This window comes from Rhodocytophaga aerolata, assembly GCF_030503435.1.
GTDB lineage: Bacteria > Bacteroidota > Bacteroidia > Cytophagales > 172606-1 > Rhodocytophaga > Rhodocytophaga aerolata.
In genome coordinates this window covers 41183-54836 of sequence record NZ_JAUKPO010000029.1, presented here as the reverse complement: position 1 = coordinate 54836, position 13654 = coordinate 41183, and the positions used below count along the sequence as shown (strand labels likewise).

The 13654-nt window shown below is 42.2% G+C and carries 7 protein-coding genes; 2 read left to right on the top strand and 5 right to left on the bottom strand.

Annotated features, from left to right (window positions below):
- Positions 1 to 320 precede the first annotated feature (320 nt).
- Positions 321 to 3566, top strand: a complete 3246-nt coding sequence (locus Q0590_RS29125) for a SusC/RagA family TonB-linked outer membrane protein (protein WP_366970535.1) — start codon at positions 321 to 323, stop codon at positions 3564 to 3566.
- Positions 3567 to 3575: 9 nt separating this feature from the next.
- The gene (locus Q0590_RS29120; RefSeq protein ID WP_302041173.1) at positions 3576 to 5003 is read left to right on the top strand and encodes a SusD/RagB family nutrient-binding outer membrane lipoprotein; all 1428 of its coding nucleotides are present in this window, start codon (positions 3576 to 3578) and stop codon (positions 5001 to 5003) included.
- 219 nt (positions 5004 to 5222) lie between these two features.
- Here the strand turns inward: Q0590_RS29120 and Q0590_RS29115 are convergent, their stop codons facing one another.
- The 5 genes from Q0590_RS29115 to Q0590_RS29095 are packed head-to-tail and all read right to left on the bottom strand — an operon-like array spanning position 5223 to position 13556.
- Positions 5223 to 7631 (bottom strand): hypothetical protein, encoded by a 2409-nt coding sequence (locus Q0590_RS29115; protein WP_302041172.1) that lies wholly within the window; start codon positions 7629 to 7631, stop codon positions 5223 to 5225.
- A gap of 19 nt (positions 7632 to 7650) precedes the next feature.
- Positions 7651 to 8820 carry a DUF4249 domain-containing protein gene (locus Q0590_RS29110; RefSeq protein ID WP_302041171.1) on the bottom strand — a complete coding sequence of 390 codons (1170 nt, stop codon included), beginning with the start codon at positions 8818 to 8820 and terminating at the stop codon, positions 7651 to 7653.
- A gap of 35 nt (positions 8821 to 8855) precedes the next feature.
- Complete coding sequence (locus Q0590_RS29105; protein WP_302041170.1) at positions 8856 to 10034, bottom strand: DUF4249 domain-containing protein; 1179 nt, start codon at positions 10032 to 10034, stop codon at positions 8856 to 8858.
- A 7-nt stretch (positions 10035 to 10041) separates the two neighbouring features.
- Positions 10042 to 12822, bottom strand: a complete 2781-nt coding sequence (locus Q0590_RS29100) for a TonB-dependent receptor (RefSeq protein WP_302041169.1) — start codon at positions 12820 to 12822, stop codon at positions 10042 to 10044.
- Positions 12819 to 13556: a hypothetical protein gene (locus tag Q0590_RS29095; RefSeq protein ID WP_302041168.1), complete on the bottom strand. Its 738-nt coding sequence runs from the start codon at positions 13554 to 13556 to the stop codon at positions 12819 to 12821. Before Q0590_RS29095 ends, Q0590_RS29100 begins: the two co-directional genes overlap by 4 nt.
- Between the last annotated feature and the right edge of the window lie 98 nt (positions 13557 to 13654).

Sequence of the window (13654 nt, the reverse complement as noted above, 5' to 3'; positions counted from 1 at the left end):
TATGATATAAGTAATATTTACTCACAAAAGTGTATTTTTTACACTATAAATAAGCATACAATTTATTTCTACATGGTAAAACCTGCCAAAGAATATATTTTCCTATATTTTTTTCTCTATCTGCTTAATAATCAAAAAATACAAGAAAACATTCTTTGAAATAGACAAAACACCAAAAAAGTATAAAAACAGTCAGGGACTAAAAATATTCTGCAAATAATTAATTAACAGAAATTTTATTCAGCACTTTTCCATGTAATAAAAATAAATTATGTTTGAAGTTTAGAATAAATTTATTTTATTAAACAAAACCAAAAACCATGATGAAAAGGATTCTACTGATTAGTTTCATCTTGTTAGCCTGCTTAACCAACCACCTAAAGGCGCAAGATCGAACAGTTACAGGGAAAGTAACATCCACGGAGGATGGATCAGCTTTACCTGGTGTAAACGTTTTAGTAAAAGGCTCCACCTCGGGTACTACAACCGGTGCTGATGGAGGCTACAGTATCAGCGTACCGACCAATGCTACGCTGATTTTTAGTTTTATTGGTCTACAAACACAGGAAGTACCTGTTGGCACCCGTTCCGTGGTGGATGTTCAATTGGCTTCTGATGTGCAAGCACTCAGTGAAGTAGTCGTAACTGCGCAGGGTATCGAAAGAACCAAAAACGAATTACCTTATGCTGCCCAGCAAGTAAGTGGCGAATCTATTGCTAAAGTCCGGGAAAACAACTTTGTGAATGCTTTATCAGGCAAAGTAGCTGGTCTGCAGATTACCAGAAACAATAACATGGGTGGATCTACCAACGTGGTTATCCGTGGTAACAAATCACTGACTGGTAATAACCAGGCACTGTTTATTGTAGATGGCGTGCCAATAGATAACTCTAACGTAAACAGTAATAATGCTGTTTCTCAGAGAGGTAGCCAGGTAACGGGCCGCGGCGGGTACGATTATGGTAACGCAGCAGCAGATATCAATCCGGACGACATTGCATCTATCAACGTGTTGAAAGGTGCTGCAGCTACTGCGTTGTACGGTTCACGGGCCGCCAATGGTGTGATTTTGATTACCACCAAAAAAGGTAGAAAAGGCTTGGGTGTAACTGTTAATTCAGGTATGACCGTAGGTATGCTTAACAAAAATACTTTTCCTACCTTCCAGAGACAATATGGAGGCGGCTACGGTGCTTACTACGGACCAAATGAAGATGCCTACTTTAATGAAGCAGACGTAAATGGAGATGGAATCACAGATTTAATTGTACCTACCACTGAAGATGCTTCTTATGGTGGTCCTTTCGATCCAAACTTGTCAGTATACCAGTGGAATGCCTTTGATCCTACTTCTCCTTTCTACAGAACCCCTACTCCTTGGGTTGCTCCTGCGAATGATCCTATCAAATTCTTTAAAAACTCTATAACCTCTTCTCACAGCATTATGGTTGATGGTGGTAGCGACAAAGGATATTTCAAATTAGGTTATGGCAGAAATACCGAACAAGGCATTTTACCAAACAGTGAACTAAAGAAAAACTTTATCAACTTCGGCGCTGGCTACAATGTAACGGATAAATTAACCGCTTCCGCCTCCATCAACTTCACCCTGACTGAGGGTCTGGGTAGATATGGTACTGGCTATGATGATAAAAACATTGCTACCAATATGCGTCAGTGGTGGCAAACAAACGTAGACATTCTAGAGCAGAAAGATGCGTATTTCCGGTCAGGCAAAAACGTAACCTGGAACTGGGCAAATCCACTGTCTGATAATCCAGTGCCGATATACTGGGATAACCCTTACTGGACTCGTTATGAAAATTATCAGAATGACGTACGTTCCAGATATTTTGGTAATGTGAGTTTAACCTACAAAATTGCCGACTGGATTGATGTATTGGGACGTATATCTTTGGACAGAAACGATTTTATGGCTGAAGAAAGATATGCTGTGGGTAGCCTCTCTCCTTCTGAGTATTCCAGATTCAACCGTACCTTCAGCGAATACAACTACGATCTGTTAGTGAACATGAATAAAGACCTTTCTGAAAGCTTTAATTTGAAAGGTGTAATTGGTACCAACATCCGGAGAACAACGATTGAATCTATTTACGCAGAAACCAATGGTGGTCTGGTTGTACCTAATTTATATTCTTTATCAAACTCGTTGAATCCAATTGAAGCGCCTGAAGAAGTTTATTCCGACCTTCAGGTAAATGGTATTTTTGCCAGTGCTACCATAGGTTTCAGAGATTTCATATTCCTGGATCTGGCAGCCAGAAGAGATGAAGCATCTTCTTTACCTGCTGGCGCAAATGTATATTATTACCCTTCTATATCTACCAGCTTCGTTTTCTCTGAATTGATGAAAAACACGCCATGGTTAACTGCCGGAAAGGTACGTTTGAACTATGCTGAAGTGGGTAATACGGCTCCTGTTCAAAGTATTCTGGATGTTTTTGATAAACCAACAGGTTTTGGCTCTACACCTCTTTTCTCCGTACCTAACATAAAAAATAACCCTGAGTTAAAGCCCGAACGTACTAAAAGTTATGAGGCTGGTGTAGAAATGGCTTTCCTGGATAACCGTTTAGGATTTGACGTTACTTATTATAAGCAAAATACAGTTGACCAGATCATCCCTGTAGGTATTTCAAGAGCTACCGGGTATACGTCCAGATATATCAATGCTGGTGATGTTGAAAACAGAGGCTGGGAGGTTACTGCTTTTGTATCCCCTATCAAAACACCATCTTTCACCTGGACTGTAAATGTGAACTGGACCCGCAACAGAAACGAAGTAAAAGCATTATATCCAGGTATTACTAACCTTCCATTGGGTAACTTCCAGGGTGGTGTATCTATCAATGCTGCTTTAGGCGAACCTTATGGAACAATCAGAGGACAGAACTTTGTCTATCATGAGAACGGGGAGAAAATAGTGTTACCAACCGGATACTATGCCCGCTCTGCTACTTCCAATGAAATCATCGGAAATATCAACCCTGACTGGATTGGCGGTATTCAAAATACGTTGAGATACAAAAATGTATCGTTGAGTTTCTTAATTGACACCAGACAAGGCGGCGATGTTTTCTCACTGGATATGTATTATGGCCTGGCTACCGGTGGTTATCCTGAAACAGCCGGCTTAAACGACCTGGGCAATCCCTTAAGAAATAGCATTGCCAACGGTGGCGGATATATTGTACCTGGCGTACTAGAAGATGGCACACCAAACGAGAGAAGAGTAAGTGCTACCAACTATGGCCTTTTCGGATATGCCAGAAATCCTGCAGCCGGATTTGTGTATGATGCCAGCTACATTAAACTGAGAGAAGCTAACTTAACCTTCTCTGTACCACAAGCTTGGGTAGACAGAATTCAGCCTTTCCGTGGTATTGATGTATCAGTTATCGGAAGAAACCTGTTCATCTTCCATAAAAAACTGCCTTATGCTGATCCTGAAGATGGCTTAAGCTCTGGTAACCTGCAAGGCTATCAGGTAGGTAGCTATCCTACTACCCGCAACCTTGGATTTAATGTTCAATTAAGATTCTAATTATTTGCCATGAAAAAACTTAGTATAGTATTTATATTTTTATTTTCTACGTTAGCCTGCCAGGATGATCTGACAGAGCTCAACACAGATCCTAAAAGTGCCACGGAAGTTCCGGCAGTTACACTGTTTTCTAATGCACAGAAAAACCTGACGGATATTATGACCAGCACTAGTGTAAACGATAATGTGTTTCGTTTACTTGCTCAACACTGGACAACTACTACTTACACCGATGAACCCAGATATGACCTGAATACCCGGAATATTCCGCAGACATTCTGGAATACATTGTATGTATCAGTCCTGAGAGACCTGAAAGAGGCCCGCACTATTTTGGAAGCAGACGAATCTGTTGTAGACGAAGCTTTGAAACAAAACCAGTTGGCTCAGATCGAAATTATGGAAGTGTATGCCTGGCAAGTGCTGGTAAATACATTTGGTGATATCCCCTATACAGAGGCCCTAGACTACACCATTCCATCACCAAAGTACGATGATGCTTCTACTGTATACAATGATTTGTTAACCAGACTGGATGCAGCTATTGCCTTATTGGATGAGTCTGCCAACAGTTTTGGCACCGGCGATTTGATTTATGGTGGCGATATAGCTAGCTGGGTAAAATTTGCCAATTCTTTAAAACTAAAGATGGCCATGGTGATTGCCGATGTAGATGCTGCGAAAGCACAAACGTTAGCTGAACAAGCCGCACCCAATGTATTTACTTCTAATGATGACAATGCCATTTTCCAATATCTTCCTGCACCACCCAATACAAACCCAATCTGGGTTGACTTGGTACAGAGCGGACGTCAGGATTTTATAGTGGCTAATACACTGGTAAATAGAATGAATGCTCTTGGCGACCCACGTTTACCTTTCTACTTTACACCAATCAATGGTGCTTATGTAGGAGGTACATATGGTACAAGTAACAACTATACGCTGTTCTCTAAACCTGCCGAAGAAATCATTGATCCTGAGTTCAGAGGCGTATTGTTAGACTATGCAGAAGTTGAATTTTTGTTAGCAGAAGCAACAGAAAGAGGTTTCAATGTAGGTGGTACAGCTATTGAACATTATAATGCAGCTGTAACAGCTTCTATCTTAGATTGGGGGGGAACAGCAATTGATGCGGCTACCTATCTATTAAAACCTGAAGTAAACTACCTGACATCTGGCGCTACTTTCCGGGAGAAAATTGGCCAACAGAAATGGATTGCCCTCTATAACCGGGGTTGGGATGCTTGGACAGAGTGGAGAAGATTAGACTCTCCGCAATTACAAGCCCCGGCCGACGCATTTGTAGCATCGGTACCTGTTCGGTTTACCTATCCAGTATTAGAACAAACGCTGAACCCAACCAACTATGCACAAGCTGTTTCAGCTATTGGCCAAGACGTGCTTACTAATAAACTTTGGTGGGATGTAAGGTAATACATCGGCCACATTTATAAGAAAAAGGCTGCTTAACTAAGCAGCCTTTTTGTATATGTTTAAGCATCATTCATAGATACTTACTCAAACGCAAACCTTTTATATTCCAGTAAATGTATTTATGAGAATAATAAGTATGATGATGGTAATTCAATTAAACAATGATTAATAAATATAAAGCCGAGGATAAATGGCTCGTTAACTCTTATATTCGCCGTTTTATTTAGGAGGATGCTGCACGGTAATTGTAAAGGTTGAATGCCCTATCTTACCATCCGGCGTTATACCTTCCAATACACCAGTATACTCCCCTTCCATATCAGATGTGTAAAACGCCAGTTGAGTCTTACCATCTTTATTGGTTTTTACTGTAGGCGACCAGAACAATAAATGTCTAAAGTCGGGCAAGCGGTTTTCCTGCTGCTGGGGAGTATCATACAAGGGTGCGTAAAATTCCCGTTGTTGTTGTAAGCCCTCAAAATCTAGAATAACTGCTCCTGGGTCTAAAGGCAAACCGGCCACTTCTCCTGTAAACGTAGCAAAACCCAACACGCCACTAAACGATTCTGGCCCCAGGTAATACTTCCTGGTAACAACATCCAGCCGCTTTACTTTAAAGGGATTGTATGACATAAGCCGGTTCATATCAAATACAGGTACTCCATCTACTACAACCAGGGGATTATCCGTAAAATTAATTTTATGAGGCAAGTCTAACACTTCCAGATAATAGTTGCCTCTCCGCTTTCTGGCTTGCACACCTGGCACATATTCTTTCAATACATCTTCAATCAGCGGAAACCGGGTGTACTCATCCAGATGGTATCTGGCATCTGGTGACCCGTAAAAAGTGGCTGTATCCGGACGAAAAGCAGTAAAATGATTTCTTTTCCCAGCAAAATATGTATTCTGGGTCTGCATGCTCAAGCTTCGGGTAAGCAAGGCATCTGTTGTCTGCGCTGCTAATGAAAAATAAGGTAGTTGCCACGAAGAACTTGTTTCAAAATAAGGTAACTTCAATTCTATCCGGTATAGACTATCCCGTTGGGAGTTTGTCTGGGCAATAAGCTGCCGTGCACCATATACCTCTTTGACAGCAAACAATAATTCCCCTGCCGAATCACTTTGAGCTATATATAATTGAGGATATCTTCCCGGAACAGACAAATATGCAGATATATTGGCGGCAGGTGTATTTTGGGTTGTATGAATTATACGGCCTTGAACCAGATGGCCTTCATATTCAGGAATATATTTTAAAGACAGGCGATCTCCTTTCATCATTTGTTGCCAGCTAAATCTCCGCCAGCCATGTGTCAGCATCAGGTTATCTAATTCCTGCTGAACGTGTGGACCATTTTCGGTAAAATAGTAGTCAGGCGACTCAACCTTTCCTGCTAAATCAGAGCTGAGCCAGAGATAACTCGGCAATGTTAGATTATCCCCGGTCAGCAGAGTATCTGTTTTGTATACGGCTACCGATAATTGGGCAGCAAGCGGATTGCCAGATGTATGCTGGGTAGAAATATCCAACACCACTTTTTTACGGGAGCTATGTATTTCCTGATCAGCTTTAGCACTAATTACCAGTTTTTGTTCCGGCCTTTTGAAATACAAACGTTCACAAACAGGCTGGTTGCTTGCATTGAAAATAGTGATGTGTGAAATACCGTCTCCCAATACTTGTTTTGAAAAAGTGAAGGTTGCAGTGTTTTGTTGTAATGCTTGCTTCTGTGCGATCTTTATTTGCTGCCTGGTATGTGCAAGTAAATAGACATGCGGCAACGGAGTGGTGGATGCAACCTGCACAGTTACGTTTATCTCTCCTGCAGCTGATTCTTCCAGTTGCATAGTATAACCCAGAGAATGTATCTCAGGCAGTTTTTGGATAAGCTCTTTTCCGTTGGCAAGCCGGAGTATAGCTTTGTATTGATTGCCAGGTAGTGGAGTAAATAAAAAATGACCTATGCCGAATTTTTGTGGCTGAAACCTGGCAACCGTGTCGTTTTCGGCAGTAAGCACTACACCTTTAAAGCCCACTCCTTTTCCATAATGATCAGTTACCCGGAAGGCCACTTTGCTGGCTATATTTTCAACAAGGTTCCCTCCTTCCGGAAAGAATTGCACCTCATAATGCAACGTATCTTTTACTGGCAAGGCACCTATCTGCCGGAAAGTATTAATAATAGTTACTGGTTTTTCAAAGAAATATGCCTTGTCAAAGTTTTTCATCCAGTTGGTATATCCCCGGATCAGATAATTCCCGGAGTTTAGGGAAGCAGGCAGAAAAAAAGAACCATTCCCACTCCCGTCAGATAAAGCCACTTTGGCTTGCAATACTGGCCGCTGATCCTGGTCAAGTACTTCCAGATAAGCTACTTTGCTTAGGTCTAGCGGTTGATGTAGGGTGCCATCTACATAGTAAACTTTAAACCAGAGCAATTCGCCGGTGAGGTAAACCGATTGATCTGTATGAATATATAATTTCTCTTGTAAAGCTTGCCGGCTATAGTTATTAAATTTCTGAACTACCTCCTCTGATGCATCCGTCTGGCTAAACAGGTTTGCAGCGCAGCTGACCATGAGAAAGAAGATTAAATGTATGCGGGTAAGGATGGTCTGGTTCATATACTTTATTAAAGGCAACTTACTGCCAGAAATCAGGTTTTATATTCGTGCCCCTGGTGCGGCAGTCTACACAACTAATGGGTGAAATAACGGCTCCTTCTGTATAGACAAACAAAGGTGCTGAAGGATCTCTTACTGGTCCTGTAATGGGTTTATAAAACCACTGCTTCTCAATAAACATATAGCCAGATGGCAAAGGAGGTATGTCCATAACATCTACGGTATCATTTCGGCAGGCTTCATAGCCGGTAGTAACCGCCCAGGCAGGCAGTTGTTCTTTGCCAATGAAGATGCGCTGCTGCTGCTCAGCTAACACATCAAAGTAGCCGATGACTATCTCGGCAGGATCACTCACACAACGCAGGTTGCCTGTCAGCTGGGAAGGCTGCGGGTCAAATAAGGTACCTAAGTTCTCTGTGTTCTTCTCTAACTTCTGCAAATACTCATAGGACTCTTTGCTCAACGCATATTGCCGGACCAAGATGCTGTAGCGGATGCCTAGCTTTTCTGAATCGGAAGGCAGAAACTGCAAAGGAAACTCTTGGATCACATCCCGGGTGAGGCGGGTAGATGACCCAATGATAATGTTGGTGGAAGGTTCTGTGCGCCAGCACCGGTAGATGTCTTCACTTCTGGGCACTAGTTGCCGGTTGACAAAGTCCATGGTAGATTCAAAAGCTGAAGTATATTGCCAGGTTTCCTCAAAGCGCCAGCGGTAGTACCAGGTGTTGTTTTGCTCATCATGGGTATTGGCATACAGCTGTAAACCGCCATTCTCTACTTTCCAGCTGATCGAATCGATGGCAGGCGTAGCTTTCACTGCTACATACTCCGATTCATACTCCTGGCCAGAGGCAGTTAGTATCTGAAGCCGGTATTTTTGTCCGCTAACTACATTTATAGCCGGCAGTGTATACACCCCATTGCCGGTTTCCATAAACTGGTATGACTCCTGTTGTTCACTTTGTACAATAACCCTGGCTCCTGTTTCAGCTATGGGATTAACAGTATCTGCCAGATTCTGCGTACGGGAAAGAACAATTGTACTGGCTTCCTGCCCGCTGTTCAGGTAACCATCTATCACCAATAACCCTTCAGGCGCTTCAATGGGTGGTGGCAGATACTCCTCTACACAGCTGCTAATAAAGAGCAGCAGTATGTATAGCCAAACATAATTTTTAGGTAGCATCCTAATATATTTAAATAGTGTATTTTCCCGAATTTCTATTGCCAGAAATCGGGTTTTATATTCGTGCCTCTGGTGCGGCAGTCTACACAGTTAGTTGTAGAAATAACGGCACCAATGGTTGGCCGGTTAATAATGTTGCCCATATCATCAAATACTTTTATATACAATCTTCTTTCTATAAACATATACCCATTTGGTATTTGAGCTTCTCCAGGACGGGGAGGACTTTCAATATCTACCGTATCATTTCGGCAGGCTTCATAGCCGGTAGTAACCGCCCAGGCAGGCAGTTGTTCTTTGCCAATGAAGATGCGCTGCTGCTGCTCAGCTAACACATCAAAGTAGCCGATGACTATCTCGGCAGGATCACTCACACAACGCAGGTTGCCTGTCAGCTGGGAAGGCTGCGGGTCAAATAAGGTACCTAAGTTCTCTGTGTTCTTCTCTAACTTCTGCAAATACTCATAGGACTCTTTGCTCAACGCATATTGCCGGACCAAGATGCTGTAGCGGATGCCTAGCTTTTCTGAATCGGAAGGCAGAAACTGCAAAGGAAACTCTTGGATCACATCCCGGGTGAGGCGGGTAGATGACCCAATGATAATGTTGGTGGAAGGTTCTGTGCGCCAGCACCGGTAGATGTCTTCACTTCTGGGCACTAGTTGCCGGTTGACAAAGTCCATGGTAGATTCAAAAGCTGAAGTATATTGCCAGGTTTCCTCAAAGCGCCAGCGGTAGTACCAGGTGTTGTTTTGCTCATCATGGGTATTGGCATACAGCTGTAAACCGCCATTCTCTACTTTCCAGCTGACCGAATCTATTGGTGGGGTAGCTTTGACTGCTACATACTCCGATTCATATTCCTGACCATTACTCGTGTTAATTTTCAGTCTGTATTTTTCACTATTCTCTAGTTGTATACTTTCGAGGGTATATAGTCCGTTCCCTTTCTCCGTCAGTGGATATTTACTTCCTTTATCTCCCTCAAAAAAGACACTTGCTGATACTTCTGCCTTTACAACGCTGGTATCTGCCAGGTTCTGGGTACGGCTCAGCCGGATCTGGCTTTCACCTATTCCACTGTTCAGGTAACCATCTATCACCAATAATCCTTCAGGCGCTTCAATAGGTGGCGGCAGATACGGCTCTACACAACTTCCCGTAAGCCAGACTAGTACTAATCCACATATATAGCTGAATAGCGGTTTTTGCATGTGCTAACTAAAATCTAAAGTTGTAGGTAACTGTTGGAATAGGCATGCCGAAAATCGAAAGCTTGTATCCTTTAATAGATCCCCTTTCTGAGGTAAAGTATACAGAGTAGGCATTTCTGCGACCAGTTACATTATAGATTGAGATTGTCCAGGAACTGTGAGCCAGTTTTTTTATTTTGTGACTTCCTTCAATATTCATAGCTACATCTGCCCGGTAATAATCCGGTATGCGATACTGGTTCCGATCAGAGTAATAAATACGTTGTGCACCTCCCTGACTATATTTGGCAAGAGGCAATGTAATAGGCCTTCCGGTGCTATAGGTAAAATTCAGGGATACATTGATGCGCCTGTTGAATTTATAATTGCCAATGAAGGTAAAATCGTGGGGCTTGTCGAAATTGCTAGGGTAATATTCGCCCTGGTTAATTACCTCTGCATTTACTGGATCATTTGCCCGCAACAAAGACCGTGAGTATGTATAGCTCATCCACCCATTCAGTTTTCCAGCCGGCTTTTTAACCATTACTTCCACTCCATAGGCTTTGCCTTCCGCATTGATAATATCCGTTTCTATATGATGATTTAATATCAGGAGTGCCCCACTTTTATAATCCAGGAAATTAGCCATGGTTTTATAGTACGTTTCTACAGATGTTTCAATGGCTCCAGAGAAAAAGTTCTTATATAAGCCTACTGACACTTGGTCGCCAATCTGAGGCTTGACATGTACATCACTCAATTTCCATATATCGGTGGGTGAAATAGCCGTCGTATTGGAGAGCATATGCATATACTGGCGCATTTTATTATAGCTGGCTTTAAGCGAAGTACTCTGGTTTAATGCATACCTGGCAGAAAGCCGGTATTCTGGCCCATGATAGGTTTTAATGAAATCTCCGCGGGTATAGGCAATGGTATCTATGCTGTTTCCTTCTTCCTTAGGTATACCTATGGGATAATACGCCACATTTTTCGGACCCAGGTAATTAAACAACGAATACCGCAAACCAATATTTACCGAGAGTTTAGGAGAAACTTCAAATTCATCGCTAACATAGAGGGCACTTTCCAGGGCTTGTTCCGGCTCTACGATATTTGGGGAAATAAACGATTCACTGCCTTTGGGTAAATAACTTCCTGGGAACAGTTTGTAATACAGGGTACTTACGCCAAAATCAATATTATGCCTTTCGGCCAGGAAATAACTAAAATCAGCTTTCAGACTGGATTGATTTACTTCAAAAGAGAGATCGTACGCATTTACAGGATTTTTGTCACTCGATACATCATACTGATACCGGCTGAATCCACCTGTAAATTCACTGCTTAATCGGTTATTGAAAATATGCGCCCATCGAAGAGTAGCATTCTGATTCCGGTACCCATATAAGGTATCATTGCCAAGCTGAAACCGGTCGCGGCTCAAATACCCGGTAAAATGCAAGTTATTATTCTTATTTACTTCATGACTGATGTGCAGGTTTACATCATAAAAAGAAGCTGACCCTCTGTTGAAACTGGCATTTTGCAGCTGTTTTAGCAACCAGTCAGAATACGTTGAGCGTGCCCCAACTATAAAAGAAGTTTTATCTTTAATAATAGGCCCTTCTAAAGTTAGCCGGCCCGTAATCAATCCAATACCTCCTGAACCGGCAAATTTTTTCTTGTCTCCATCCCGGCTGTTTATTTCTAAAACAGACGATAAGCGGCCTCCATACTTTGCCGGAATGCCACTTTTATATAATTCTACATTTTTAATAATATCGGGGTTGAAGGCAGAAAAAAAGCCAAATAGATGAGAGGGGTTATAAATGGTAGCTTCATTAAACAAAATCAAATTCTGGTCGGTAGCCCCACCACGTACATTGAATCCATTGCTGCCCTCTCCCACTGTTTTTACGCCAGGTAATGTAAGAACCACCTTCAAAACATCGGCTTCCCCAAAAACGGTGGGTACTTGTTTAATCGTTTTAATATCCAGCCGTTCTACGCCCATCTGTACGCTCGTTACATTTCTATCTTTCTCTGCCTGCACCACAACTTCATTCAGGGCAACCACCTCATTTTGTAGTTCAATATCCAGTTTTCCGTCAGCATAGAGCATTATTTGCCGGCGGGTATCTTTCATTCCCACATTCTTTATTTTCAGTTCATGGCGTCCTTTAGGCAAAGTAATAGAATAATTTCCCAGTTGATCAGTAGCCACACCAATACGTGGCTGCTCAATAAAAAGCAAAGCCCCAATAACTGGCTCTCCGGATTCTGCACTCCGTATCTGCCCTGAAATAGTAGCTCTCCCTTCCTGAATGGAGGCTGTTTTTTTACCAATTTCATATAACTTGTTTGCCAGAGAAGCCTGTACCTTTGATTTTTCTTTATCTTCCAGGTAATCCAGGGCTGCTACATCATAGGTAGTCGAAGCTGGTTCCGTATTTTCAAAAAAGCCAATGGGTAATTCTGTCCGGATAACATTGCCTTTGCTAATGTATACCCGGTTTTGAGCATCTATCGCAAAATACAGCTCTTTTCCGTTAAATAACTGCCTGAGTACGGTATTCAGCGGTTTTTCCTGCACGCGGATAGTTACGCGCAAGGTGTCGGTATGTGCAGAGTCGTAATAAAAAAAGTAAGGTGTTTTGGATTCTACTTCGTCTACAAATTGCCTGAAGGATACATCAACAAAATCGCCGCTGATGAGCGGAGTATTGGTAGTTTGACACAAGGCAGCGTTACAGAAAAGAAATAAACTAACCAGCAACAGAACTAGGCGGTTGAAATAATTCATAAAGGTTTTACTAATTGGCTATACTGTTCGGCAAGCTTGGCCATGGCATACTCCGGATCTTGCTTGAACTTCATGTGGGTTTCTCTTAAATATTGTTGCAGGGCTTTTTTTTGATCGTTGAACACCCGCAGTACGGATGACTTATTCTTTACCGGATAAAACTGGTTGTCTTTTTCTATGAAATAACTGTTTTTTTGAAGATATTCTTTGCTTACGCCCCTGGTGGCCTGCTGCGCTATCTTCACTCGCCTGGCATACAAGGTAACGTGGCCTGCGTAAAGTCTGTCGTAAAAACCGGGCCGGATAGTGGAAGTTGCTGTGTTGTTAGGTTGAATCCGGACAAAGGTATGGCCACCCAATGAGAAATGCTGTATTTTCTGGCTATGCAGTTTAATTTTATGCCCGTTATCCATGTGTTCCACCACTACTTCATCTTTGAAAATATCGTACTGGAGGGGCACCTGAGCATATACAATGTTGTCGTAAGAAATAGTGCCTTCTTCTGCTACATCTGAGTTAAAATAGGGGTGCCCTTTTACATAGCCTTCAGTGCCTGTAATATATTCCACCCCGTTGTATAAATGCAGTTGGTTTTGAGTTTTTTGTAGATAAAACTGCTTGGCGCTAGATATTGCCTGTGGTAAACTGGTACTATCTGCTTGACTTGGTTGAGCCACTGTTCGGATTACAGCAATGAGGCAAAACCATGCGCTGACTAAACAAAATTTATACATATTCCGGATCTTAACTTAGACAGCAGGCCTATCCGCTTCTGTCTCTTGATTGGTGCAAAAAGCTGCAAGTTGAACATAAAACCATGCAGCATGGAACC